Origin of the sequence: Arthrobacter rhombi (assembly GCF_039526245.1) — a bacterium.
GTDB lineage: Bacteria > Actinomycetota > Actinomycetes > Actinomycetales > Micrococcaceae > Arthrobacter_H > Arthrobacter_H rhombi.
Window position 1 is genome coordinate 177735 of sequence record NZ_BAAAIV010000004.1, and the last position, 23960, is coordinate 201694.

At 68.0% G+C, this 23960-nt stretch carries 27 protein-coding genes and 1 tRNA gene; 15 read left to right on the forward strand and 13 right to left on the reverse strand.

Annotation, left to right across the window (positions count from 1 at the left end):
• Positions 1-31: 31 nt before the first annotated feature.
• The 8 genes from rplL to ABD088_RS03305 form a co-directional block, all read right to left on the reverse strand.
• Complete coding sequence (gene rplL, locus ABD088_RS03270; protein WP_343900040.1) at positions 32-406, reverse strand: 50S ribosomal protein L7/L12; 375 nt, start codon at positions 404-406, stop codon at positions 32-34.
• A gap of 68 nt (positions 407-474) precedes the next feature.
• Positions 475-1044 (reverse strand): 50S ribosomal protein L10, encoded by a 570-nt coding sequence (gene rplJ, locus ABD088_RS03275; protein WP_343900042.1) that lies wholly within the window; start codon positions 1042-1044, stop codon positions 475-477.
• 294 nt (positions 1045-1338) lie between these two features.
• On the reverse strand, positions 1339-2454 hold the full coding sequence (locus tag ABD088_RS03280; protein ID WP_343900043.1) for a GNAT family N-acetyltransferase: 1116 nt from the start codon (positions 2452-2454) through the stop codon (positions 1339-1341).
• A 215-nt stretch (positions 2455-2669) separates the two neighbouring features.
• On the reverse strand, positions 2670-3377 hold the full coding sequence (gene rplA / locus ABD088_RS03285) for a 50S ribosomal protein L1 (RefSeq protein ID WP_343900044.1): 708 nt from the start codon (positions 3375-3377) through the stop codon (positions 2670-2672).
• 148 nt (positions 3378-3525) lie between these two features.
• On the reverse strand, positions 3526-3957 hold the full coding sequence (gene rplK, locus ABD088_RS03290) for a 50S ribosomal protein L11 (RefSeq protein WP_343900046.1): 432 nt from the start codon (positions 3955-3957) through the stop codon (positions 3526-3528).
• 136 nt (positions 3958-4093) lie between these two features.
• Positions 4094-4960, reverse strand: a complete 867-nt coding sequence (gene nusG, locus ABD088_RS03295) for a transcription termination/antitermination protein NusG (protein WP_343900048.1) — start codon at positions 4958-4960, stop codon at positions 4094-4096.
• 89 nt (positions 4961-5049) lie between these two features.
• On the reverse strand, positions 5050-5316 hold the full coding sequence (gene secE, locus ABD088_RS03300; protein ID WP_343900049.1) for a preprotein translocase subunit SecE: 267 nt from the start codon (positions 5314-5316) through the stop codon (positions 5050-5052).
• A gap of 125 nt (positions 5317-5441) precedes the next feature.
• Positions 5442-5514 (reverse strand) — tRNA-Trp (locus ABD088_RS03305).
• Positions 5515-5752: 238 nt separating this feature from the next.
• On the opposite strand from ABD088_RS03305, the gene ABD088_RS03310 reads away from it, so the two are divergent.
• Positions 5753-6952 carry a pyridoxal phosphate-dependent aminotransferase gene (locus ABD088_RS03310; RefSeq protein ID WP_343900050.1) on the forward strand — a complete coding sequence of 400 codons (1200 nt, stop codon included), beginning with the start codon at positions 5753-5755 and terminating at the stop codon, positions 6950-6952.
• Between the two features lie 80 nt (positions 6953-7032).
• On the opposite strand, the gene ABD088_RS03315 is transcribed toward ABD088_RS03310, so the two are convergent.
• Positions 7033-7707 (reverse strand): LuxR C-terminal-related transcriptional regulator, encoded by a 675-nt coding sequence (locus ABD088_RS03315; RefSeq protein WP_343900051.1) that lies wholly within the window; start codon positions 7705-7707, stop codon positions 7033-7035.
• Entirely contained in the window at positions 7704-9011 is a 1308-nt protein-coding gene (locus ABD088_RS03320; RefSeq protein WP_343900053.1) for an ATP-binding protein, read from the reverse strand. Before ABD088_RS03320 ends, ABD088_RS03315 begins: the two co-directional genes overlap by 4 nt.
• 125 nt (positions 9012-9136) lie before the next feature.
• Between ABD088_RS03320 and ABD088_RS03325 the strand changes: the two genes are divergently transcribed.
• From ABD088_RS03325 to ABD088_RS03345, 5 genes are all read left to right on the forward strand, one after another.
• Positions 9137-10438: a PspC domain-containing protein gene (locus ABD088_RS03325; RefSeq protein ID WP_343900054.1), complete on the forward strand. Its 1302-nt coding sequence runs from the start codon at positions 9137-9139 to the stop codon at positions 10436-10438.
• Positions 10435-10845: a TIGR04086 family membrane protein gene (locus ABD088_RS03330; protein ID WP_343900056.1), complete on the forward strand. Its 411-nt coding sequence runs from the start codon at positions 10435-10437 to the stop codon at positions 10843-10845. Before ABD088_RS03325 ends, ABD088_RS03330 begins: the two co-directional genes overlap by 4 nt.
• 56 nt (positions 10846-10901) lie before the next feature.
• The gene (locus ABD088_RS03335; protein WP_343900057.1) at positions 10902-11153 is read left to right on the forward strand and encodes a PspC domain-containing protein; all 252 of its coding nucleotides are present in this window, start codon (positions 10902-10904) and stop codon (positions 11151-11153) included.
• 167 nt (positions 11154-11320) lie between these two features.
• Positions 11321-12349, forward strand: a complete 1029-nt coding sequence (locus ABD088_RS03340) for a 6-phosphofructokinase (RefSeq protein WP_343900377.1) — start codon at positions 11321-11323, stop codon at positions 12347-12349.
• 44 nt (positions 12350-12393) lie between these two features.
• Positions 12394-13125, forward strand: coding sequence for a GNAT family N-acetyltransferase (locus ABD088_RS03345; RefSeq protein WP_343900059.1), 732 nt, complete (start codon positions 12394-12396; stop codon positions 13123-13125).
• 33 nt (positions 13126-13158) lie between these two features.
• Here the strand turns inward: ABD088_RS03345 and ygfZ are convergent, their stop codons facing one another.
• The 3 genes from ygfZ to ABD088_RS03360 all read right to left on the reverse strand — a co-directional run bounded on the left by ygfZ (position 13159) and on the right by ABD088_RS03360 (position 15879).
• A complete protein-coding gene (gene ygfZ / locus ABD088_RS03350; protein WP_343900060.1) occupies positions 13159-14232 on the reverse strand; it encodes a CAF17-like 4Fe-4S cluster assembly/insertion protein YgfZ in 1074 nt (357 codons plus the stop codon).
• A 1-nt stretch (position 14233) separates the two neighbouring features.
• A complete protein-coding gene (locus ABD088_RS03355; protein WP_343900062.1) occupies positions 14234-14833 on the reverse strand; it encodes a heme-binding beta-barrel domain-containing protein in 600 nt (199 codons plus the stop codon).
• 197 nt (positions 14834-15030) lie between these two features.
• Positions 15031-15879, reverse strand: coding sequence for a hypothetical protein (locus tag ABD088_RS03360; RefSeq protein ID WP_343900063.1), 849 nt, complete (start codon positions 15877-15879; stop codon positions 15031-15033).
• 124 nt (positions 15880-16003) lie between these two features.
• Here ABD088_RS03360 and ABD088_RS03365 point away from each other — a divergent pair, with 124 nt between their 5' ends.
• From ABD088_RS03365 to ABD088_RS03405, 9 genes are all read left to right on the forward strand, one after another.
• Positions 16004-16708 carry a winged helix-turn-helix domain-containing protein gene (locus ABD088_RS03365; RefSeq protein WP_343900065.1) on the forward strand — a complete coding sequence of 235 codons (705 nt, stop codon included), beginning with the start codon at positions 16004-16006 and terminating at the stop codon, positions 16706-16708.
• 19 nt (positions 16709-16727) lie between these two features.
• Positions 16728-17711: a mycothiol synthase gene (mshD, locus tag ABD088_RS03370; protein WP_343900067.1), complete on the forward strand. Its 984-nt coding sequence runs from the start codon at positions 16728-16730 to the stop codon at positions 17709-17711.
• 95 nt (positions 17712-17806) lie between these two features.
• Positions 17807-20017, forward strand: coding sequence for an RNA degradosome polyphosphate kinase (locus ABD088_RS03375; protein WP_343900069.1), 2211 nt, complete (start codon positions 17807-17809; stop codon positions 20015-20017).
• Entirely contained in the window at positions 20017-20985 is a 969-nt protein-coding gene (locus ABD088_RS03380) for an NUDIX hydrolase (protein WP_343900071.1), read from the forward strand. Before ABD088_RS03375 ends, ABD088_RS03380 begins: the two co-directional genes overlap by 1 nt.
• Before the next feature lie 79 nt (positions 20986-21064).
• Positions 21065-21415 carry a GNAT family N-acetyltransferase gene (locus tag ABD088_RS03385; RefSeq protein WP_343900072.1) on the forward strand — a complete coding sequence of 117 codons (351 nt, stop codon included), beginning with the start codon at positions 21065-21067 and terminating at the stop codon, positions 21413-21415.
• A 67-nt stretch (positions 21416-21482) separates the two neighbouring features.
• A complete protein-coding gene (locus tag ABD088_RS03390; RefSeq protein WP_343900073.1) occupies positions 21483-22244 on the forward strand; it encodes a DUF1648 domain-containing protein in 762 nt (253 codons plus the stop codon).
• 24 nt (positions 22245-22268) lie between these two features.
• Entirely contained in the window at positions 22269-23072 is an 804-nt protein-coding gene (locus ABD088_RS03395; RefSeq protein ID WP_343900074.1) for a thymidylate synthase, read from the forward strand.
• Positions 23069-23659, forward strand: coding sequence for a dihydrofolate reductase (locus ABD088_RS03400; RefSeq protein ID WP_343900076.1), 591 nt, complete (start codon positions 23069-23071; stop codon positions 23657-23659). The genes ABD088_RS03395 and ABD088_RS03400 overlap by 4 nt, the downstream gene beginning before the upstream one ends.
• Positions 23660-23887, forward strand: a complete 228-nt coding sequence (locus ABD088_RS03405; RefSeq protein WP_343900078.1) for an NF038396 family protein — start codon at positions 23660-23662, stop codon at positions 23885-23887.
• Positions 23888-23960: the final 73 nt, after the last annotated feature.

Consider the following 23960-nt stretch of genomic DNA (forward strand, 5'->3'; position numbering starts at 1 on the left):
TGTGCGGGGTTCCGCCTGAAACGAGGTGAGGCTACTTGACCGTGACGGTCGCGCCGGCGGCCTCGAGGGCCTCCTTGGCCTTCTCGGCAGCTTCCTTGGTGGCAGCTTCCAGAACGGCCTTGGGGGCGCCGTCCACGAGGTCCTTGGCTTCCTTCAGTCCGAGGGACGTCAGGGAGCGAACTTCCTTGATCACTGCGATCTTCTTGTCGCCGGCTGCTTCGAGCACGACGTCGAATTCGGTCTGCTCTTCGGCGGCCTCGGCGGCACCGCCGGCCGGGCCGGCAACGGCGACAGCAGCGGCGGTGACCTCGAAGGTCTCCTCGAAGGTCTTAACGAACTCGGAGAGCTCGATGATGGTCATTTCCTTGAAAGCCTCAAGGAGCTCTTCGGTGGTGAGCTTCGCCATGATGTGGCGTCCTTTCCATGGGGCGGCACGATTCGGTGCCGCGAGATGTTTGGTGGTGTGAAGGGCCCTTAGGCTTCTTCGGTGGCAGCGTCGGCAGCAGGTGCTTCCTCGGCCTCAGCGGCGGGAGCTTCGGCCGGAGCCGACGCTGCACCACCTTCTTCTTCACGCTTTGCACGCAGTGCCTCGATGATGCGGGCTGCGGCGGATGCCGGAGCCTGGAGGACACCGGCCACGCGGGCCAGCTGGTGCTCGCGGGACTCGAGTGCGGCCAGTGCGGCCACCTCGGATGCGTCCATGGCCTTGCCATCGAAGTAACCGGTCTTGATGACCAGCTTCTCGTTGGCCTTGGCAAAATCCGTCAGGCTCTTGGCCGCGGCCACTGCATCGCCCTTGATAAAGGCGATAGCGGTCGGGCCGGCCAGCTGGCCATCGAATGCTTCGATGCCGGCTTCCTTGGCTGCGATGCCCGTCAGAGTGTTCTTCACGACCGAGAACTTGGTGTCTTGACCAAGTGAACGGCGCAACTCCTTGAGCTGTGCAACGGTGAGCCCACGGTATTCGGTCAGGACAGCGGCGCCCGACTCCTTGAAGTCGTTGATGATTTCCTCAACTGCGGAAATCTTGATCTGCGTTGCCATAACCCTCCTTCCGGGGATTGTCTCTGAGTCGGCCTACCCGGTCCACACACCCCGGAGGGGCTGGCATAAAAAACGCCCCGCGCAGATGCACGGGGCTTCTCAACCCTGGGCGGCATATGCCACCCTGGGGAGGAAAACTTCGTTCACCTGCGTAGGCCGCCCCTTAGCTGGGACTTTCGGGTGGAGTCCGTGCGGACACGGGACACCACCGACCGACGGTCTTTGGTTCGTTTAGCTTATCCCGCCCGGACCGGCTCGGCCAAATCGAGCCGGCCCATCTCCGACGCCACCGGCCTATTTTCGGATCCAGCCAGGCTCCACCAAGCAGGCAGCGAAGCCCAACGCTTCATTTATCCGCAGCATGTAGGCATTTTCGGCCGCGTTCCAGGTGTAGATCCGTTCCACTGCCGGCTGCAGCCGCACCAGTTCACGATGATTTCGTGCCTTGGCCAACTGGCCGAGACGATGTCCCCGGTGCTCCGGGAGCACCAACGTCCCTTCCTGGAAGGCCAGGTCCTTCCGGCCGGCAAAGACCACCAATTCGGTATAGGCCACCAGCCGTCCGGTCGCCTCATGCCGGGCCACGGTGACCACGTTGCCGGTCCCCTGCCGCCGGCGCCGATCCTCCATCGTGCGCAAGCGGGTGGCGTCCCATCGGGACGGTTCGAATTCCAGGCCTCCCGCGGGAGGGTCGGTATCCATCCGCTCGATGATGCGGCAATAGTCATCGACCGCCCACTCGGGGACGGGCCCGGTCCACGAGATCGTCTCGTAGCCGTCAGACCCAGCGAGTGCCTCACGCTCCAGCCCGTCCCACACGGCGAAATCCGCCGGCCCGATCTCCACGCGGCTGCCCCGCTCGATTTGCCCCAGGACAAACCCGCAACTGCGCGCGAACGCCGTCGAAGCCGAGGAGGCATCCACCCACCCGGCCCCCGATTCGGGGGCCACGGCCGAGACCCCGGGGCCCGGAGCCCCCACCGAGTCCCCGAACGACAGGGACAATTCGGAATAGCCGTTGAGAATGGTGCGCCCTTCCCGGGCACAGACCGAGGCCGCGTGGTCCAGCAAGCGGGTCCCGACCCCCTGGCGGCGCCACTGCGGGGCGACCACGAGGTCGATATCCGCGGCCTCGAGGTTCTCGGCCTGCGGCAGGAAGACCATCGCCGCGGCGATGACGGGCGCGGTGGCGTCCGCGCCGGAGCGCGCTACGAGCAGCAGATTCCGCCCGTAGGGGCTCGGCTGCATGCGGGCCAGCTGCACGGCATCGGGCGACACCAGGTCGTCGTGCCCCAGTTCTTGCAGTGCGGCGTCGCGGAACAGCTGCTGGATCTGCGCGAAGGCGGTTCCTTCGGGCGTGTCAAGCGCGGCCGGGACCTTAAGATCCTCGATGGCGAGCTGGCTGGTCATGGCACCCTCCGTGGGTGATCCGGGAAGTGACTGGTCACTTCTCGACCGATTGGGACTTATCAATCAATACAGTACGTGCCCCTGTGTCGTGCGTAAAGGGGCATGGCAGGACTGCTTGAGGAAGAGTGCCGTCCGGGAGGCAAAAAAGATCCCCGCCCCTGCCAAAGCAGGATGCGGGGATCTTCACGTCGTCCGGTGACCGGACGGGGCTGACGCTAGGCGCCGACAACGACCTTGGTCACGTTCGGGTCCACCGGGATGCCGGGGCCGAAGGTGGTGGCCACGGTGGCCTTGGAGATGTAGCGGCCCTTGGAAGCGGAAGGCTTCAGGCGCAGGACCTCGTCGAGGGCTGCCGCGTAGTTCTCCGCCAGCTTCTCGGCGTCGAAGGACACCTTGCCGATGATGAAGTGGAGGTTGGAGTGCTTGTCGACGCGGAAGTCGATCTTGCCGCCCTTGATGTCATTGACGGCCTTGGCGACGTCCATGGTCACCGTGCCCGTCTTCGGGTTCGGCATCAGGTTGCGCGGCCCGAGGACCTTGCCGAGACGACCGACCTTGCCCATGAGGTCAGGGGTGGCCACAGCGGCGTCGAAGTCGGTCCAGCCGGCCGAGATCTTGGCGATCAGGTCGTCGGAGCCCACGAAGTCGGCGCCGGCCGCGATGGCAGCTTCTGCCTTGTCGCCGTTGGCGAAGACCAGCACGCGGGCGGTCTTGCCGGTGCCGTGCGGCAGGTTCACGGTGCCGCGAACCATCTGGTCGGCCTTGCGGGGGTCGACGCCGAGGCGGAAGGCCACCTCAACGGTCGAGTCGGTCTTGGCCGAACCCGTTTCCTTGGCCAAGGCGATGGCCTCGGTCGGGGTGTACAGCTTGTCGCCATCGATCTTGGCGACAGCCGCCTGGAATGCTTTGCTGCGCTTTGCCATCTGCTTGTTCTCCTTATGCAGTCGTGGTCATTCGTGGATCGCGCTGGACCCTGCCACTACGACGCCGGTGGCATCCTCCGGTGGAGGTTCCGTCGTCGTTCTTTGATGTTGTGGGTGTTCCCGCCGGTGGCGGAAACGGTGGGGGTTATTAGCCCTCGACGGTGATGCCCATGGAGCGGGCGGTGCCGGCGATGATCTTGGCGGCGGCCTGGATGTCGTTGGCGTTCAGGTCCTCCATCTTGGTGTTGGCGATCTCCTCGACCTGTGCCTGGCTCAGCTTCGCAACCTTGTCGGTGTGCGGGGTGGCGGAGCCCTTGGCGACGCCTGCAGCCTTCTTGATCAGCTCGGCTGCCGGCGGGGTCTTGGTGATGAAGGTGAAGGAGCGGTCTTCGTAGACCGTGATCTCCACCGGTACGACATTGCCGCGCTGGGATTCCGTGGCGGCGTTGTACGCCTTGCAGAACTCCATGATGTTGACACCGTGCTGACCAAGTGCGGGACCGATCGGCGGTGCCGGGTTGGCGGCACCTGCCTGGATCTGCAGCTTGATGAGGCCGGTGACCTTTTTCTTGGGGGCCATTTCGGGTCCTTCTACTCAATGCGTTTTCCTCGGAACACAGGAGCGTGTCCGGGGCTGGTGGCCGCCGTGGCGCGGCGGCCGGATCGTTTCCCGCGGCGGAAAGCGGCCGCGCGGGAGACGAAGTCTTCGGTGATCCCTACTGGATCTTGGTGACCTGGCTGAACGACAGGGTGACCGGGGTTTCGCGTTCGAAGATCGACACGAGGACCACGAGCTGCTGCGATTCGAGCTTGATCTCGCTGATCGTTGCCGGCAGGGTCTCGAACGGGCCGTCGTTGACGGTGACCGATTCGCCGACGGTGAAGTCGACGTGGACCTCGGAGATCGGCTGGCGGCCCGGCTTCGACGAGCCACCGGCCTGCGCCGGTTCTTCGGTCACGATGGTGTGCTCAAGCATGGAGTACACCTCGTCCAGGCTCAGCGGCACCGGGTCGTGGGCATTGCCGACGAAGCCGGTGACACCGGGGGTATGCCGGACGGTGCCCCACGACGCGTCGGTCAACTCCATGCGCACCAGCACGTAGCCGGGGATGCGCACGCGGCGGACGATCTTGCGCGCCGTGTTCTTGATCTCCACGACTTCTTCCATGGGGACCTGGATCTCGTAGATGAACTCCTCCATGCCCAGCGTCTGGGCGCGGGTCTCGAGGTTCACCTTCACGCGGTTCTCGTAACCTGCGTAGGAGTGGATGACGTACCAGTCGCCGGGCTGGCGGCGCAGCTGGGTGCGGAATTCGTCCTTGGCGGCCGCAACGGCCTCCTCGGGGGACAGCTCCGGGGCATCGCCCTCGGAGCCTTCCGCAACCTCTTCGCCTGCGGCGGGCGTTGCCTCGGCCTCGGCCGGTGCATCGTCTGCTTCGTTGTTCGCGGTGTCCTCAGACGCGTCGGCGGCCGATGGCTCCTCCGACACGACGGAATGGGCCGACACCTCTACGGCGTCGGCCTCGCTTGCCTGCTCAACGGCGTCGTCGTTGGCCTGCGGTTCGAGTTCCTGCTCGGACACTGCGGTTCCTGCTTTCTTTGACTGGTAAACCAGAACATTTCATCGTGGCTCGGTCACGGGCCGTCGGCCCCCTGGGGCGCCGGTCGGTCCTACTGCTCCGGCGGGTTCGTGAAGACGAGGATCGCGCCGTTGCCGAACAGCAGGTCCAGCCCGCTGACGATGAGCATCACCAGGATCACGAATCCCAGAACGGTCAGCGTGTAGTTCACCAACTCGCTGCGGGTCGGTGTGACGACCTTCTTGAGCTCGGAAATGACCTGGCGGAAGAACAAGGCGATACGCGCAAAGAAGCCACCCTGAGCCGGTTTCCGGCCGCGGGGGGAGCCCTTCGAGCTTCCCGCTGTTGCTTCGGTCACTGTGCCTCGATTCGCGTTCTTCGCTTCTTGAAACAATCACGGTGTACCGCAGCCTGTCGGCCGCAACACACCGTGACGTGGATTTCGCCGAGCTTCCCACACCACCGGTGGGGGATGCCACTGCGCAGGGCAGACAGGACTCGAACCTGCAACCTGCGGTTTTGGAGACCGCTGCGCTACCAATTGCGCCACTACCCTTCGGGATTGGTGGTCCTCCCCGTCGCGATTTGCCTTTCAAGCACACCGCATCGAGGCGTATTCCAACACCGAGGAAACAGTCTACGCATTCGATCTCCACAAGTCGAACCGAACGGCGCCCCCGTGGGGCCAGCCGCAGCCGAGGTTCCGGGCGCGGACGCATTCTGGGCGGCGCGCCATGACGCCGCTAAGCTGGAATCAGCCACGCTCCACGCCCCCGACCCCAGGAAGCGACCCCATGTCACGCATCTCCCGACGCATCGGATCCATCGCCGAATCAGCCACCCTCGCCGTGGACGCCCAGGCCAAGGCGCTGAAGGCCGCCGGTCGGCCGGTGATCGGGTTCGGCGCCGGCGAACCCGATTTCCCGACCCCCGACTACGTGGTGGAAGCAGCCGTCGCCGCGGCCCGGGATCCGCGGTTCCACCGCTACTCCCCCGCCGCCGGCCTGCCGGATCTGAAGGCGGCCATTGCAGCCAAGACGCAACGGGACTCGGGCTATGCCATCGAGCCCTCCCAGGTGCTGGTCACCAACGGCGGCAAGCAGGCCGTCTACAACACCTTCGCCACCTTGTTGGATCCGGGTGACGAAGTGATCGTCCCGACCCCCTTCTGGACGACCTACCCCGAATCGATCCGCCTCGCCGGTGGCATGCCGGTGGAGGTCTTCGCGGGGCCCGAACAGGGCTATCTCGTCACGATCGAGCAGCTGGAGGCGGCGGTCACCGACCGGACCAAGGTCCTGGTCTTCGTCTCCCCCTCCAACCCGACCGGCGCCGTCTACCCGCCGGAGATGGTGGCCGAGATCGGCCGGTGGGCCGCGGCCAGGGGCCTGTGGGTCGTCACGGACGAGATCTACGAGCACCTGACGTACGACGACGCGAAGTTCACCTCGATCGCCACCGCGGCCCCCGAGCTCGGGGACCGCGTGGTCATCCTCAACGGCGTGGCCAAGACCTATGCGATGACCGGTTGGCGGGTGGGCTGGATGGCCGGACCGGCCGATGTCATCAAGGCCGCCACCAACTTGCAGTCACACTCCACCTCCAACGTCGCGAACGTCTCGCAGATGGCCGCCTTGGCCGCCGTCTCCGGCCCGCTGGATGCCGTGGCCGAGATGCGGACCGCCTTTGACCGTCGCCGCAAGGCCATCGTCTCGGCGCTGGACGCCATCGACGGGGTGGACTGCCCGACTCCGCAGGGCGCGTTCTACGTCTACGCGGACGTGCGCGGGATGCTCGGTCGCGACATCGACGGCGTACGTCCGGCGACCTCCGCCGAACTCGCCGCGCTGATCCTGGACAAGGCCGAAGTGGCCGTCGTCCCGGGCGAGGCCTTCGGTCCTTCGGGCTACCTGCGGCTGTCCTACGCCCTGGGCGATGACGACCTCGCCGAAGGCGTGGGCCGGATCGCCCAGCTGCTGGGCCGGGCCCAGTAGCGGTTCGCCCGCCGACCGGCAGGGTTCTGCCCCGGGGCCGCGACACCGTCACGTGTCCTGGCCCCGGGGCAGACCTGTTTCTAGAGGATGCGGCGGTCCACCGCCCACCGCGTGAGCTCGTGCCGATTGGAGAGCTGCAGTTTGCGCAGCACCTTGGAGACATGCGTCTCGACGGTTTTCACCGAGATGAAGAGGTCCTTGGCGACCTCCTTGTACGTGTAGCCCCTGGCAATCAACCGCATGACCTCCAGCTCGCGGGCGGAGAGCAGATCCAGTTCGTCGTCCGCGCTGACGGCGGCCTGCGTGCCGAAGGCGTCCAACACGAAACCTGCCAGGCGCGGCGAGAAGACGGCATCACCGGCGGCCACGCGCACCACGGCGTCGGAGATGTCCTGCCCCGAAATGGACTTGGTCACGTACCCCCTGGCGCCGGCACGGATGACCGTGACGACGTCTTCGGCGGCGTCGGAGACGCTCAATGCCAGGAATCGCACATCCCCGAGCATTCCCGCGCAACCGGCGACCACCTCCGCGCCGCCACCACCTCGCCCGCCGGGCAGGTGCACATCGAGCAGCACGACGTCGGGACGCAGCTCCGTGACGGCACGGATTGCCCCGTCCACCGTGGCCGCCTCCCCCACGACCAGCAGACGGGAGTCGAGGTCGGATTTCAGGCCCGACCGGAAGATGGCATGGTCGTCGACGACCACCACCCGGATCTGCTGGGGTGCTGCCTGCGGTTCACCGTTGTTCATCGGCTCTGCTCCTCGCTTGCCTCGTGCTTCATGGCCAGGTGGACTTCGGTGCCCCTGCCGTTGCTGCTGATCGTCGCCGATCCCCCGTTGCGCTGCATGCGCCCGACGATCGATTCACGGACCCCCATCCGGTCCCCGGGCAGCGCGTCCGGGTCGAAGCCGACGCCACGATCGCGGACGAAGACGTCGACGCCGGCGTCGGAGGCCTCCACGTAGACGGACACCGTCCCCCCGGCGTGCTTGGCCGCATTGAGCATGGCTTCGCGGGCTGCCTGGACCACTGCGTCATGGCCTTCGAGGCCCTCACGCTCCCCGACGCTGACGACGTCGATCACCGCGTCATGCGATTCCTCCAGCCGTGCGGCCTCGGCCCGGATGGCCTCGCAGATATCGCCTTCGGCCACCGGTGTCTCCCGGTAGAGCCACTGGCGCAATTCGCGTTCCTGGGCGCGGGCCAGCCGCAGGACCTGGGCCTCGTCGCCGGCCCGTTTCTGGATCAGGGCCAGGGTCTGCAGGACAGAATCGTGCAGGTGGGCGGCGATTTCCGCCCGTTCACCGACCCGGATGCGGTTGGCCCGTTCGGATTCGTAGTCCCTCCAGAACCGCAGCCCCCAGGGGGCCAGGACCAGGACCACGCCGCCCAGGACGATCACGGCGACGAACGCCCCGTTCCACAGGGCCTCCAGGCTCACGGCACCGGACACCAGGAAGATCAACCCCAACACCACCAGGGCAACGCCGCCGATCAGCCGGACCATGCCGGCGGCCCGGTCCGCCCCGGCCGCCTTGCGCAGCCCGCGCCGGCTCACCGCATCGAGCTGCAGCCAGGCCAGCACCGCGCCGGCGATGATCAGCACTGCCGGCCAGATCAGGCCCCAGGCCACGGGCAGGCCCTGCATCTGCGCGAAGATCAGCAGGCCCAGCAGCAACAGCCCGGCACCGGCCAGGATCTCCCGGCCGGCCAGGCTGCCGAACCGGAGCCCAGGCCGGCCCCGCGGTGGGTGCCCGGCCCCCACAGATGGCTCCGCCGTCGTGCCCTGGTCATCGGTTGCGCGTTGCAGCGAGACGGGCCGCCCGGCCCTGCCGCGTTCGGCATCCTGCAGGGCGTCCTCGCTGGAGGGCACCATGACCCAAAGCCAGGCGTAGAGCAGGATTCCGGCGCCGGCGACCAGCGTCAGCACGGCCATGCCGATCCTGATGGTGCGCACCGGCTGGCCCAGATGGAGCGCGAGCCCGGCGCAGACACCCGCCAGCACACGCGGTTCGGCGCGCACGAGCGGGGGCCTGGTGGGGATGTCGGTCATGGGTCCATCCAAGCACGCCCGCCCCCGTCCGGGACCGGGAACCGGGGTTTTGGGGGCAAGGATCAGGGGTCGTTCAGGGCAGACCCCGATGGCGGGCATGCCGCCGGCGCGGAAGGATGGAAGACATGAACAACGCACCTGCAGAGAACTCCTTCTTCCGCTGGATCCGGGGCCTGGGCGTCCAGCGCGGCGAACGTCATTGGATGGGCGGCGTCTCCTCGGGACTGGGCCAGCGCTTCGGCATCGACACCGCACTCTCGCGTGGCCTGGTGCTGCTCATCGTCATCTTCTCCGGTGTCGGCCTGCTGCTCTACGGCGCCGCCTGGGCACTGCTGCCCGGCCCGGATGGCCGCATCCACCTGCAGGAGGCGGGGCGCGGGCGCTGGAGCTCCGGCATGACCGGTGCCGTGGTCTTCGCGGGGATCGGGCTCCTCAACGGGCCGCTGGTGCTCGGCGGTTGGCGCTTCGACAACGGCGATTCCTGGTGGGGCGAGCTCGTATGGACCGTCCTGGTCGTGGGGGCCGTCATCTGGTTTGTCTCCTCCCGACAGTCCCGGCGCCGGGACCCGGGCACCGGGTACGACGACGGCACCCCCGCCAACCCGTATGCCGCCCCCGCGTGGAGCGCTGCGGGGACCGGGGCCACCTCGGCCCCCACCTGGGGGCCGGGACAGGGCACCGGAGCGGGCGCCTCACCGGCTGCGGAGTCCGTCCCCGGCGCGACGCAGGCAACGGGCCGTCGGCCGGCCCCCCACACGCCCCACGCACCGCGCCGGCCACCGGCGCCTCCGCGGCCGGCCCTGCCCGGGCATACCGTCGCGATCGTCCTGGGCCTTGCCGTCCTGGTCGCCGGCGCCGTCATCCTGACGTCGATGAACTCCCTGCTGGACTACCAGGGACGCGAGGTCACCGTCGCTTTGGCCGCTGCAGTCACGGTCCTGGGCGCGGGCCTGATCGGCGCGGCGATCCGCAGGCTTCGTGGCGGGGCGCTGACCGGCTTCACCATCGCCCTGCTGGTGCCCACCATCCTGGTGGGCGGCCTGAACTACGGCGGCACGATCGATCGCGGCTGGCCGGGCCCGGTCTCGGAACGCTCCGGGAACGACTACACCTACGCGTTCAACAACGGCCATCTGGACCTGACCCACTATTCACGGGATCTGACGCAGGACACGACGCTGTCGGTGACCAACGTGTTCGGCAGCCTCGACATCACCGTTCCCGATGACATCCCCGTCCAGATCACCGGTGATTCGGCGTTCTACTCGATGGAGGTGCACACCGGCGATGGGGTCCAGAAGTACTCCGGCATTGCCCGCGACGACACCCTGGACATCAATCCCGACGCCACCGGCCCCGTCCTGCGCCTGAACATCGACGGTGCCTTCAACTCCATCTCCATCACCTCCGAGGAGGTCACGCCATGAGCGAGCCCACCACCGGGAACACCCCGGAACGTCCCGTCCCGCCGGAAACCACACCGGCGGACCACCCCACCGAACGCCTCGATGCCCCGGCGCCGGACACCCGGGCCGAGCCCCTGGCTGCCCCCTCCGGAAGCGCTTGGCCCGGCGCCGCTGCGGACGTCCCCACGGACGGCCCCGCGACTGCCGACCTTCCTGCCGAACCCCGGACGGTGCCGATGGGGACACTGGTCTTCGGCCTGGTGGTCGTGGCCCTGGGCCTGCTGATCCTGGTGTCGGTCTTCTACGGCATCACCCTCAGCGGCAGCGCCGTCGCGATTTCGCTCTTCCTCGGTGCCGGGCTGGTCCTGATCATCGGGGGCCTGGTCGCGGCACGCCGATCGTCGGGAAAATCCCCGTCGCGGTCCTGATAGCCTCGGTCCCCACTCCCCAGCTTCCCCCCATCCACTCCTCGAAAGGACTTCCCATGGAATCCGTGTACCGCACCCTCCGCTCCGTCTCCTTCCGCCGCGGCCCCCAGCGCATCGTTGGCGGCATCGGCGGAGGGATCGCCCGGGCCACCGGCTGGGACGTGAGCATCGTCCGCATCGCCATCCTGCTCAGTTTCCTGCTGCCCTTCATCGGGCTGCCCCTGTACCTGGTGCTGTGGCTGGTGCTGCCGTTCCACGACGATTCCATCCCGCTGGAACGCATCATCGGCGGACAAACCCGCCGGTAGGGACCCGCCCCCGGGCACACCAACCCCGCAGATGACGGCCACCACAGCAGTTGTGGTGGCCGTCTCATCTGCCAGTTGCTAGCATCAACGGTGATGAGCCCAGTGTCGCGCTCCGAGCAAGGTCCCCCTGACGGGACGTGAACCTGACGAAAGCACACACCATCACCATGCGCATCGGAATCCTCACCAGCGGCGGAGACTGCCCGGGCCTCAACGCCGTCATCCGCGGAGCGGTCCTCAACGGCATCAAGAGCTATGACCACGAATTCGTCGGCTTCCTGGACGGCTGGCGCGGTGTCGTGGAGGGCGAAACGGTCGAACTGCCGCGCGAACGCGTCCGCGGCATCTCCAAACAGGGCGGCACCATCCTGGGCACCTCCCGCACCAACCCGTTCGAGGGCGAGCAGGGCGGTCCGGAACGGATCTCCGCCACACTCGAACGCCTGGGGATCGACGCGGTGGTCGCCATCGGCGGCGAGGGGACCCTGGCCGCCGCCAAGCGGCTCACCGACGCCGGGCTGAAGATCGTCGGCGTCCCCAAGACGATCGACAACGACCTCGACGCCACCGACTACACCTTCGGCTTCGATACGGCAGTCGCCATCGCCACCGAGGCCATCGACCGCCTGCGCACCACGGGCGAGTCCCACCACCGCTGCATGGTCGCCGAGGTCATGGGCCGCCACGTCGGCTGGATCGCCTTGCACTGCGGCATGGCAGCCGGCGCGCACGCCATCCTCATCCCCGAGCAGGGCGTGGGCATGGAACAGATCAACGCCTGGGTCCGCGAGGCCCTGGATCGTGGGCGTGCCCCCTTGGTGGTCGTGGCCGAGGGCTTCGTCCCCGAAGGCGCCGACGAGGCCTACTCCGACCGGGGCCTGGACGCCGTGGGGCGTCCGCGGCTCGGCGGCATCGGTGAACAGCTGGCCTACCGGATCGAGACCGACACGGGCATCGAGACCCGGGCCACCGTCCTCGGGCACATCCAGCGTGGCGGTGTCCCCAGTGCGTTCGACCGGGTCCTGGCGACCCGGTTGGGCATGGCCTCCGTCGACGCAGTGCACGACGGCGCCTGGGGGAACATGGTCGCCCTGCGCGGCACCAACATCCACCGGGTGCCCTTCCAGGCGGCCCTGAACAACCTCAAACGCGTCCCGCAGCACCGCTACGACGAGGCCGCGGTCCTCTTCGGATAGCCGCTGGTGGTCCCGGCGGCCCACAGGTCAGTAGGCTGGAGACCATGGAATTGGAGACCGGAACGCGTGCCATCATTGCCCTGGCGTGGGCGCGGCGGTTGGGCATGGAAGACTCGGCGCTGGCCTCCGTGGCGCTGGGCGTGGATGAAGTACGCATCAACCACCGCGACGACGCTGCCACCGAGGCGACGTTCGTGCGGTTCATGGGTGGCTCGGTCCTGTCCGGACCCGCATGGCTGCTGCGCGCGGCGGACGGCATCCACGACGAGGAGCTCGCCGCCGAGTCGACGCTGCTCGGGCTGATCCGTGCCCACGGTGATGTCGCCGCCCGCGGGTTGGGCGAATCCCTGTTGTACTACGCCGACCAGCCGCCGGTCCTCGAGGAGTCCACCACCACCCTGGTCTCCCATGATCCGGCCACCGCCCTCGAGCTGGAAGCCCTGTGTCCCCGTGATGACCTGGCCGGAGTCCACCTGGCAGAACGCGGCAAGACGTTCACGCTGGTCGCCGAGGAGGGGCACGCGCCCCTGGCCGGTGCCGGATACACGGTGTGGGAGGGGCTCGTTGCCGATCTGGCGGTGATCACCGCGCCCGCGCTGCGACGCCACGGGTTGGGGACCTACAGTGCGGCGCTGGCCGCTGACGACGCATTGGCCGAAGGATTCGTCGCGCAATGCGCGGCGGACGTCAGCAACAAGGCGGCCCAGCTCATGGCCGATGCCCTGGGCTTCGCCCTCACCGGCTCGCTGACGCGTGCCAGTGTGGGAGAGGGCTAAAAGCGCACGACGGCGGCTGGCCGCCAACCGCTGCTAGCGCGGCGGGCGCAGGAAACCAGTGGCGCGGCCGACGACCTGTCCGGCGTCGGTGGCCACGATGGTCTCCTGATTCGCCGGGTAGTCCTCGTCGCCGTCGCGCACGGTCAGGGTCGCTGCGGGATCGGTATTGCGCCGGATGGTGGCCAGCGCGATCGGACCCGCCTCGTAGTGCAGGGCCACCGAGGTGACCTTCCCGACGACCTTCTCCCCCAGACGGACCTCGCTGCCGACCGCAGGGTGGGTGTGGACGCTGCCGTCCAGGTGCAGGAAGACGATCCGCCGGGGCGGATGCCCCAGGTTGTGGACCCGGGCGATCGTCTCCTGGCCCTTGTAGCACCCCTTTTCGAGGTGGACCGCGGTCCGCAGCAGGTCCAACTCGTGGGGGATGGACTTCTCGTCGGCGTCCGTGCCGATCCGCGGGCGCCAGGCGGCGATGCGCAGCGCCTCGACGGCCATGGTCCCGGCCAGGGCCAGGTCTCCGACCGCGGATTCCAGGTCGGCGCGGGGAACGATGTATTCGATCCAGACCCGTCCGGTCGCCGGGTGCTCGCCGACGGAATAGGCGTACCCGCCACGGCTCACACCGGGCCAGGGGTCCTGCCAGGAGGGGTACCCTGCCAGCGAGGGGATCTGTGCCCCGGCACCGACAATGGCCCAGTCAGCCGTGGCGTCATGGATCTCGACGCGGAGCATGAAACGCATGGAATCCAGCCAGGCCGCCAGTGGGGCTGCCTCATCGCCTTCGACGAGCAACCAGGTGGTTTCACCGTCGTCGATGACACGGCAGTCGTATTCCACCCGGCCCTGCACGGTCAGGAAAAGGGCCTCGGTGCTCTGGCCCGGTTCCAACCCCAGCACCAACTGGCTCGAGAGGCTGTTCAGCCAGGACAACCGGTCCGGACCGGAGACGGTGACCACGCCGCGCTGGGACAGGTCCGCGACTGCTTCACCGCGATCCAGCCGGCGCTGTTCCGGAAGGGGTTCGCCATAGTGGGCCGCGACCCCGGCATCGCTACCGGTGCCTTCCACCGCGCCGGGCCGGTCCAGCAGGGGTGATCGCCACGTCATCTCAGGCCTGCTTCGTCAGGGCTGCGGAGGCGTGCGCCGAGAGTGGCTCGCCGTCGGCGGCCACATCCCACCGCCAGAACAACTGGCCATTGACCAGCCCATACATGCGGGTGGCCGAGGTGAATTCCCGCGAATTGGGTCCACGGACCACCATGTCGGTGGCCAGTTCAATCCGTGGGCCGTTGATGTTGCCGTAGTAGAGCTCGGATACCCCGCGCGGGTGGGCGATGTTCACCACGATGTTGAATCCACCTTCGGGAGCCCGCAACGCCTCGACGTCGTCGGCCGAGCGGAGGGCCGGCACGATCTCTCCCGGGGTCATGCCGGGGCCGCCATCGGCGTCCTGCAGGGGACGGTCCAGGGCCCAGTAGCCCTGTTCGGTGGCCAACGCGCGCAGCTTGTTGCCCTCTTCGTCGCTGAGCCAGCTGGCGGCACGGTAGGACAGGTACGGGGCGCCGTCGTCGATGAACTCGACGCGCTGGATGAAGTGGGCGTCATCGCCCTCTCCATCACCCAGCCGACCGGCCCCCTCCCAGGTCCCGATGAGCCACGAGAGCGGGACGAGCTCCGGGGTCAGGTCTGTGGGGATCTCAATGGGCATGCAGTGCGGACCTGGCTACTTCTGGCCCTTGAAAAGGCGCGTGACGACCAGGCCGGCGAAGCCGGCCATGCCGAGCCCGGCGACCACCAGGAGGGTGATGAAGAAGATCTCGAGTGCCATGTAATTCGATTCCATGGCACCATCCTAACGCCGTGCCGCCGCGAAACGGATTCGGTGACAGCCGGTGGCGCGCGGGGTCAGCGCAGCAGCAGCCGCTCGGTGTAGTAGACGAGTGCGCCCGAGGCGATCACAGCGGCGACGCCGCCGGCAATCGCCCCCCAGGGATCCAACACCGGGTTCCCGGCGGCGGGCTCCGTCACGGGGTGGTCCTTCGGCGTGCCCGGGACCCCGGGGGCAGCCGCGGTGATCGCGCTCCCCCGCAGGGCCGAGGCCTCGGAGACCAACATCACGCGCAGGCAGACCACCACGGCACCGACGACTGCGCCGACCACGATGCCCGGCACCACGGTCACGTCGGCTGACACGGCACTGGCGATGCCACCGACGAGGATGGCCGCCACCAGCCCCAGGGGCGCGGTGATGCGGGTCGGCCAGCGCAGCGACGACACCAGCACGGCGGCGGCGAGGCTGAGCCCGGAGAGCAGCATCATCGAACCGTCAGCGGCATTGGGGGCCAGCCGGTCCGCTCCCACCCAACCGCTGCCGAACACTGCGATGAGCACACCCACGCATCCCCCCAGCGTCGATTCGAGCCGTTGGCTCTCCCCGGTGCCACGCAGCAGCTGCGTCAGGAACACCAGGACCACGCCCACGGCGCAAAACGCGCCCATCCACTGCAGCGGCACGGGCATGGGCGCCACGGCGGCGGTCGTCGCGGACCCGATGCCGGCGAGCGCGATGACGATCCCCAACGGCAGCGGTGCGGGCAAGCCGATGAGCCGGGGAAACCCCCCGGCGAACACCACGATGCAGACGCACAGCGCCGCCCACATGGGCCAGCCCCCGGCGCCCGGTCCGGCGTAACTTGAGGCAATGAGCGCGGCAACCGCCAGCAACGACGAGGCGGCAAAGGTTTTGGTTCTCACGTCATACATCCTGCCTCATCGGCCGCTGGCTGTGGGTCGCCGGGGCGCTCCACATATACTGTCCACAACTTCCGGTCCCAACGTCGTGCATCGGTCCGAGGGACGTGGGAAAGGAGGTCTCCGCATGGCCAGCATCCTCTTGCTGACGAATGCGCCCGGCTCATCGGTAGGCGTGCTGCCCGCGCTGGAGCTGCTCTCGCATGATCTGAAGATCCTGCCCGCGGCCTCCGCCACCTTGTTGCAGCTGCCCACGGTCGACACGATCATGCTCGACGCCCGCAAGGACCTGGCCACGGCGCGCTCGCTGTGCCAGCTGGCCCGCACCATGGGGATCGAGACCCCCATCATCCTGGTCCTCACCGAGGGCGGCATGGCGGCGGTCTCCCCCCTGTGGCAGGCCAACGACGTCGTGCTGGAAACCGCGGGACCCGCCGAGGTCGAGGCCCGGCTGCGACTGGTGACCTCCCTGTCGGCCGCCGCGGCGACCCAGGAAGCCGCCGAGATCCGGGCCGGCGGCGTGGTCATCAACGAGGCCAGCTACACGGCGCGTGTGAACGGTGAGCCGCTGAACCTGACCTACAAGGAGTTCGAGCTGCTCAAGCACCTCGCCCTGCATCCCGGGCTGGTCTTCAGCCGCGACCAGCTGCTCCACGAGGTGTGGGGATATGACTACTACGGAGGCACCCGCACCGTTGACGTGCACGTGCGCCGTTTGCGCGCCAAGCTGGGCGCGGACCACGAACAGCTCATCGGAACGGTCCGCAATGTCGGGTACCGGTTCGCTCCCGTGCGTGCCGAGGACGAGGCCCCGGCTGCACAAGGGGGCTGAGCGCGGCTATGTTGGTTCCATGAGCGCGACCCAGAGCACCGATTGGACCATTACCTCAGCCACCGGCCGGCCGGACGTCGATCTGCTGGAACGGATCACCTCGCTGGCCTCAGGTGCCGAGGACACCGACGGCAACCCGCCACTGAGCGAACAGACCCTCGTGGACCTGCGCTCCGACGAGGCGGCGGACACCCTGTTGGTCGTCACCGCCTGGCTGGCCGACGACGAGGGGACTCCGTCCGGCGAGCTGGTGGGCGTGGCAGTCGCCATCGCCTCCCCCACCGGGGAACCGGGCACCCTGGAAATCGTCGTGCACCCCGAATACCGCAGCGATGGCATCGGTGCTGCCCTGGTGGCAGCGCTCGCGGCGCAGACACCCCTGGATTCCCTCCAGGCCTGGTCCCACGGCAACCACGAGGCAGCAGCCCGGCTCGCCCAGCACCACGGGTTCTCCCCGGTGCGCGAGCTCTGGAGAATGCGCCTGGTGCACGACGCCGGCCTGCCGCCTGCCGAGATGCCCTCCGGCTACCGGCTGCGCGCCTTCGTTCCGGGACAGGACGAGCAGGCCTGGCTCTCCGCCAACGCCGCAGCCTTCGCCGACCACGCCGAACAAGGATCCTTGACGGCCAGCGACCTACGGGCACGCATGGACGAGGACTGGTTCGATCCCGAAGGGTTCCTGATCGCCGAGGCGCGGGACTCCTCGATCGCCGGTTTCCACTGGACGAAGGTCCATCCGGCCCTGAAGAGCCCCACGACCGGGGAGCACCAGGCCGTCGGGGAGGTCTACGTCGTCGGCGTGGTCCCCTCGGCCCAGGGCACCGGCCTGGGCCGGGCCCTGACCGTCGCCGGCATCGAACACCTGCGCTCGCGCGGGCTCACCGCCGTCATGCTCTACGTCGATGCCGACAACACGGCAGCAGTGGCCCTTTACCGCAAGCTGGGCTTCACACGCTGGGATGTCGACGTGATGTACGCGCACGGGGCCACAGCCGCCGGGTAAGGTATTTTCGGACGCATCGTCGCGCCTGCGCCGACGGTGCGGGCGTGACGGTTCCTGCTACTCCCCCAGTTGACGTGCATGTGAGGACGAACCCGATGGACACGACCCCCGCTACAACGCCGAGTTTCGGCGATGGCGACATGCCCTCCGCCCGGGCCACCCAGGACCGCATCGAATTACCGGAGTTCGATGCGCCGTTGGCACCGGAGGGCGACTTCACCCTCGACCGGTTCCTGGACCGGGAGACCAGCTGGTTGGACTTCAACGCCCGGGTGCTCGAATTGGCGGAGGACCCCAACCTGTACCTGCTGGAGCGGATCAACTTCCTGTCGATCTTCGCCTCCAACCTCGACGAGTTCTTCATGGTCCGCGTCGCCGGCCTCAAGCGGCGCATTGCCACCGGCCTGGCGGTGCCCTCGGCGGCCGGCGTCAGCCCCATCGACCAGCTCCAGGAGATCCTGGAACGAGCCAAGGACCTGCAGCTGCGGCACGCCCGCGTGTTCGCCGAGGAGCTGCGCCCGGCCCTGGCCGCAGAACAGCTGCAGATCACCCGGTGGGAGCAGCTGGACCAGGCCGCCCAGGAGGAGATCAGCCGCTGGTTCGTCGCGCAGGTCTTCCCCGTGCTGACCCCGCTGGCTGTCGATCCGGCACACCCCTTCCCCTACATCTCCGGGCTGTCACTGAACCTGGCGGTCATCGTCCGGAACCCGGTCAGCGGCAAGGAACTCTTCGCCCGGCTGAAGGTCCCGGGTGTGCTGCCCCGGCTGATCTCGGTCGACGGTCCGCGCGCCGGGAACTCGGCGGGCAAGCTCGCGCGGTTCATTTCGCTCGAGGACGTCATCTCCCAACACCTGGAATACCTCTTCCCGGGCATGGAGGTCGTTGAACACCACACGTTCCGGGTCACCCGCAACGAGGACCTCGAGGTCGAGGAGGACGACGCCGAAAACCTGTTGCAGGCCCTCGAGAAGGAGCTGCTGCGCCGTCGTTTCGGTCCCCCGGTGCGCCTCGAGGTCGCCAGCGACATCAACCCGACCATCCGCGACCTGCTGATGCGCGAACTCGGGGTGGAAGAAGACGAGGTCTTCTCCCTGCCCGCACCGTTGGACCTGCGGGGCCTCTCGGTGATCGCCGGCATCGACCGCTCCGACCTGCACTACCCGAAGCAGTTGGCACACACCAGCCGGTTCCTCAACGAGTCGGAGACCTCCAAGGCAGCCAACGTCTTCGCCGCGATGCGACGCCGTGACATCCTGCTGCACCACCCCTACGACTCCTTCTCCACCTCCGTCCAGGCGTTCCTGGAGCAGGCGGCAGCGGATCCGAAGGTACAGGCCATCAAGCAGACGTTGTACCGCACCTCCGGCGATTCGCCCATCGTCGACGCCCTCATCGACGCCGCGGAGGCCGGCAAGCAGGTGCTGGCCCTGGTGGAGATCAAGGCGCGATTCGACGAACAGGCGAACATCTCCTGGGCCCGCAAGCTCGAAGAGGCCGGCGTCCACGTCGTCTACGGCATCGTCGGACTCAAGACCCACTCGAAGCTTTCCCTGGTCATCCGTCGTGAGGGCGACAGGCTGCGCCGCTACTGCCACATCGGCACCGGCAACTACCACCCGCGGACCGCCCGCTACTACGAGGACCTGGGCCTGCTGACCACCGACGACCAGGTCGGGGAGGACCTCTCCCGGCTGTTCAACCAGCTCTCGGGCTACGCCCCGCGCTCCACCTTCAAGCGGTTGCTGGTGGCACCGCGCTCGCTGCGCAGCGGTTTGCTGGACCGGATCGAACAGGAGATCCAACACCGGGCTGCCGGCCGCGACGCCCGGGTGGTCATCAAGGTCAACTCCATGGTCGACGAGGCCATCATCGATGCCCTGTACCGCGCCAGCCAGGCCGGCGTCCAGGTCGACGTGATCGTCCGCGGCATCTGCTCGCTGCGCCCGGGCGTGCCGGGGTTGAGCGAGAACATCAGGGTCCGTTCCATCCTGGGCCGCTTCCTGGAACACTCGCGGGTGTTCGCCTTCCTCAACGGCGGCGAACAGGTCATCTACATCGGCTCCGCCGACATGATGCACCGCAACCTGGACCGCCGCGTGGAGGCCCTGGTCCGGCTGTCCAACAAGGACGACATCGCCGAGCTGCAGCGCATCCTGGACCGGTACCTCGACGAACGCACGGCCAGCTGGCATCTCGATGTCGAGGGCGGCTGGACCCGCCACCACATCGGCCCGGACGGCGAACCGCTGGACGACATCCAGTCGTGGTTGCTCGAATCCCGCCAGCGACGCGTGGCACACCGCTGATGCCGCTCGTCCTCCGATCCTCCGATGACCCCATCGTCACCGGAGGTGCAGTGCAGGTGCTGGCCGCAGGAGCCATCCCCTGGCGCGTGGCCGACAGCGGCCTGCAGGTCCTGATGATCCACCGCGACAAGTACGACGACTGGTCCTGGCCCAAGGGCAAGCTCGACGCCGGGGAGACCATCCCGCAATGCGCGGTCCGCGAGGTCCGCGAGGAGGTCGGACTGGACATCACCCTGGGCATCCCGCTGCCGGCGATCCGCTACACCGTGGGCGCGGGCCAGAAGGTCGTCTACTATTGGGCCGCGGATGCCACCGGGCTGCGGGCAGTGCCCGACGGCCACGAGGTCGATTCGTACCGCTGGGTCTCCCCCGCCGAGGCGCGGCGTTGGCTCGCCAACCCCCCGGACATCGATCCGCTGGACACCCTCGAGGCGGCGTACATTGCCGGCCGCCTGGCAACGGTCCCCTTCATCGTGGTGCGTCACGCCAAGGCCAAACCCCGCGCCAGCTGGACCCAGGAGGAAGGCAAACGTCCGCTCGCTGCGACGGGCAAACGCCAGGCACTGGAGGTCGCTGCACTGCTCGCTTCCTGGGAACCGAACCGGGTGGGCAGCAGCCCCTGGACCCGGTGCATCCAGACGGTCTCCCCCTACTTGAAGCGCCGGGACCTGGGCGTGAAACTCATCCCCGCGTTGACCGAACACGAGGCCCTGCGGAAACCCGGCACCGTGCGCAAGGCCATCCTCAAGGCGATGAACAAGGGCATCCCGCAGGCCGTCTGCACCCATCGCCCCGTGCTGCCGATCATCTTCGACACCCTGAAGGAGCGCCTGCCGGAGCGGCTGGCCGCGTTCCTGCCGGCCGCCGATCCCTACCTGCGGCCGGGAGCGCTCGTGATCGTCCACCAGCCGATCGCCAAGTTGCGCAAACCGGTGTCCGTGGAGGTCTTCGAGACGTTCGAGGACTAATCTCCCGGAACCGCTGGTCGCGCCCGTGCGCCGCCGAGTAGGCTCGGGGGAACAGGTATCCGCCCCTCCAGGAGGTAACGTGAACGCCGACCACCCAGGTCAGCCGGCAATCCCCGGCCAACGCCCGGAGAAGATCGTGCACGAGGGGTTGCGCGTGGAGCACGATCCCGACCGTGGGCGCTACTCGCTGTGGCACCGGGACGTCTTCATCGGGATCCTCGGCTACAGCACCGATCCGACCACCGGCGTCGTGACCCTGCAGCACACCATCATCGACGAGGCCCACGGCCGCCGCGGCTACGCCCGTGCCCTGGTCACCCTGGTGCTCGACGAACTGCGCGCCGCGGGCCGCCAGATCGTCCCCGAGTGCAGCTACGTCCAGGACTATCTGGACCGCTATCCGGAATACCAGGACCTGGTGGCCGGCTAGCAGGGCACGACGGCGGCACCTCCGGTGCCGCTCCGGGCCCCGGCTGCCCACCCGTAGGATCGTACCCATGGGGACGATCACCGAGAAGGAACTCACGCGCGGCCGCGGACCACTGTGGCTGGCCTACCCGTTGGCGGCGGTCATCCTGCTGGGCACCCAGGTCTACGGCCTCTCCCTCTATGCGGATCTGCCCGATCCCGTGCCCACGCACTGGGGGCCTTCCGGTGCCCCCGACGCGTTTGATGCCAAGTCCCCCGCAGCGGTCTTCGGCATGCTGTGGGTCGGACTCGGGATGACCCTGTTGATGGCCCTCTTGACCGCCGTCGTCCCGGCCCTCTCCCCCGCCCGGGCCGAGCCCTCGCCCTACCGCAGGATCCAGCGCGAGGGAATGATCCGCGGGACGATGGGCTGTCTGGGGGCCACCACCGTCCTGCTGGCGGCCCTGTTTTCCGTCCTGGCGATCGAGGGCTGGCTGCGTCCGGCTAACGTCGGCGGCTGGTTTGGGGTGTTCTTCACCGGCGTCATCCTGCTGGTCATCGGCTGGGCCTCCTCCCGCGGCTCTCGCTGGGCCCGACGCCGGGCCTTCGAGGCCGGCGTCCACCCGGATGCCGACGAGGCAACCGAGGAACGGCTGTGGCTGTGGGGCGGCATGCTGTACAACAATCCCGCCGATCCCCAGATCATGGTCGCCAAGCGCGAGGGAACCGGCACGGGCCTGGCCGTGAATGTCGGGAGCACTGGAGGCAAGTGGGCGGTGGCGATCTTCCTGTTGCTGGTCATCGGAGCACCCCTCGGGATTTTCGTCGCCACCACCCTGGGTGCGGGGTAGCGCCCGGCCGGTAGACTGTCGGGCGTGACTATTCCTACACCGTACGAGGACCTGCTGCGCGACGTGCTGGAAAACGGCACCCCCAAGTCCGATCGGACCGGTACCGGTACGCGCAGCGTGTTCGGCCGCCAGATCCGCTTCGATCTGGAAGCAGGATTCCCGCTCATCACCACCAAGCGCGTCCACTTCAAATCGGTGGCAGCGGAACTGCTCTGGTTCCTGCGCGGGGAATCCAACGTCTCCTGGCTGCAGGAGCAAGGCGTGCGGATCTGGAACGAGTGGGCCGACGAGAACGGTGACCTGGGACCGGTCTACGGCGTGCAGTGGAGGTCCTGGCCGACCCCTGATGGTGGACACATCGACCAGATCACCCAGGTGGTCGAGGCGTTGAAGACGAACCCCGATTCCCGTCGCCATCTGGTCTCTGCCTGGAACGTGTCAGAGCTGGCGAACATGGCGCTGCCCCCGTGCCATGTGTTCTTCCAGTTCCACGTCGCCAACGGCAAGCTCTCCTGCCAGCTGTACCAGCGCAGCGCCGACATGTTCCTCGGCGTTCCGTTCAACATCGCCTCCTACGCCCTGCTCACCCACCTGGTCGCCCAGCAGGTCGGCCTCGAGGTCGGCGAGTTCATCTGGACCGGCGGCGACGTGCACATCTACGACAACCACCTCGAGCAGGTCCACGAACAGCTGGGCCGCGAACCCTACGACTACCCGCAGCTGCGCCTGGCGCGCACCCCGGCGAGCATCCTGGACTATGCCCTGGAGGATTTCGAGATCGTCGGTTACCAACACCACCCCACGATCAAGGCGCCGGTGGCAGTATGAGCCGCCACGCATCCGCCGCCGGCACCTCACTGGAGCCGGGCCACCGCGCCGAAACCTCCCCCGGAACGGCACGCATCGGCATGATCTGGGCCCAGACCGTCGAGGGCATCATCGGGAACGAAGGGTCCATGCCCTGGCACCTGCCCGAGGACATGGCACATTTCAAGAACACCACCTGGGGCCACCCGGTCATCATGGGCCGGCACACCTGGGATTCGATCCCCGCCAGGTTCCGTCCCTTCACCGGGCGCACCAACATCGTGCTGACGTCCGATGACGCGACCGCGGCCGAGGCAACCCAGGCCGGTGCCGTCGTCGTGCACTCCCCGCAGGAGGGACTGGACGCCGCCGCCGGTGCTGCAGGATCCGAGGAGATCTGGATCTGTGGCGGTGGAATGGTCTACGCCGCCTATGAACCGCTGGCCGACACGGCCATGGTCACCGTCATCAACTCCGACGCGGCCGGCGATACCCGGGCACCGGTGCTCACCGAGGGCTGGAAGCTGGCGTTGCGCGAACCAGCCGAGGGCTGGCTCAGCGCGGCCAACGGCACCGAGTACCGCCACGAACTCTGGGAGCGCAGCTAGATGAAGGAAGCGTTCAGGGAGCTGACGTCCAAGCCGGAACCGCTCTTCGCCCTCGGTTTCATGCTCTTCCCGCTGCTGGCCCTGATCTGCGCGGCCTTGGGCCTGTGGATGATCATCACCGGTGCGCTGATCGGCGGCATCATCGTGCTGCTGACCATCACGCAGGCCTTCGCGCTCGGCGCCTTCTGGGCCATCAACCGGCGCACCAAACTGCTCTCCGGCGACTAGTTCCGGGACCGGGCGTGGGCGGCGGCCGCGGCCCGTCGATCCCCGGCACGAGCGCCCGGCAGGCGTAACCCGG

Coding starts and splice junctions, on each gene's coding strand:
- ABD088_RS03335 (WP_343900057.1), top strand. CDS start 10,902: ATGGAATCCGTGTACCGCACCCTCCGCTCCGTCTCCTTCCGCCGCGGC.
- ABD088_RS03345 (WP_343900059.1), top strand. CDS start 12,394: ATGGAATTGGAGACCGGAACGCGTGCCATCATTGCCCTGGCGTGGGCG.
- ABD088_RS03365 (WP_343900065.1), top strand. CDS start 16,004: ATGGCCAGCATCCTCTTGCTGACGAATGCGCCCGGCTCATCGGTAGGC.
- rplL (WP_343900040.1), bottom strand. CDS start 406: ATGGCGAAGCTCACCACCGAAGAGCTCCTTGAGGCTTTCAAGGAAATG.
- ABD088_RS03375 (WP_343900069.1), top strand. CDS start 17,807: ATGGACACGACCCCCGCTACAACGCCGAGTTTCGGCGATGGCGACATG.
- mshD (WP_343900067.1), top strand. CDS start 16,728: ATGAGCGCGACCCAGAGCACCGATTGGACCATTACCTCAGCCACCGGC.
- ABD088_RS03280 (WP_343900043.1), bottom strand. CDS start 2,454: ATGACCAGCCAGCTCGCCATCGAGGATCTTAAGGTCCCGGCCGCGCTT.
- ABD088_RS03390 (WP_343900073.1), top strand. CDS start 21,483: ATGGGGACGATCACCGAGAAGGAACTCACGCGCGGCCGCGGACCACTG.
- rplJ (WP_343900042.1), bottom strand. CDS start 1,044: ATGGCAACGCAGATCAAGATTTCCGCAGTTGAGGAAATCATCAACGAC.
- ABD088_RS03400 (WP_343900076.1), top strand. CDS start 23,069: ATGAGCCGCCACGCATCCGCCGCCGGCACCTCACTGGAGCCGGGCCAC.
- ABD088_RS03325 (WP_343900054.1), top strand. CDS start 9,137: ATGAACAACGCACCTGCAGAGAACTCCTTCTTCCGCTGGATCCGGGGC.
- ABD088_RS03380 (WP_343900071.1), top strand. CDS start 20,017: ATGCCGCTCGTCCTCCGATCCTCCGATGACCCCATCGTCACCGGAGGT.
- ABD088_RS03340 (WP_343900377.1), top strand. CDS start 11,321: ATGCGCATCGGAATCCTCACCAGCGGCGGAGACTGCCCGGGCCTCAAC.
- ABD088_RS03310 (WP_343900050.1), top strand. CDS start 5,753: ATGTCACGCATCTCCCGACGCATCGGATCCATCGCCGAATCAGCCACC.
- ABD088_RS03315 (WP_343900051.1), bottom strand. CDS start 7,707: ATGAACAACGGTGAACCGCAGGCAGCACCCCAGCAGATCCGGGTGGTG.
- rplA (WP_343900044.1), bottom strand. CDS start 3,377: ATGGCAAAGCGCAGCAAAGCATTCCAGGCGGCTGTCGCCAAGATCGAT.
- rplK (WP_343900046.1), bottom strand. CDS start 3,957: ATGGCCCCCAAGAAAAAGGTCACCGGCCTCATCAAGCTGCAGATCCAG.
- ABD088_RS03405 (WP_343900078.1), top strand. CDS start 23,660: ATGAAGGAAGCGTTCAGGGAGCTGACGTCCAAGCCGGAACCGCTCTTC.
- ABD088_RS03330 (WP_343900056.1), top strand. CDS start 10,435: ATGAGCGAGCCCACCACCGGGAACACCCCGGAACGTCCCGTCCCGCCG.
- ABD088_RS03320 (WP_343900053.1), bottom strand. CDS start 9,011: ATGACCGACATCCCCACCAGGCCCCCGCTCGTGCGCGCCGAACCGCGT.
- ABD088_RS03355 (WP_343900062.1), bottom strand. CDS start 14,833: ATGCCCATTGAGATCCCCACAGACCTGACCCCGGAGCTCGTCCCGCTC.
- ygfZ (WP_343900060.1), bottom strand. CDS start 14,232: ATGACGTGGCGATCACCCCTGCTGGACCGGCCCGGCGCGGTGGAAGGC.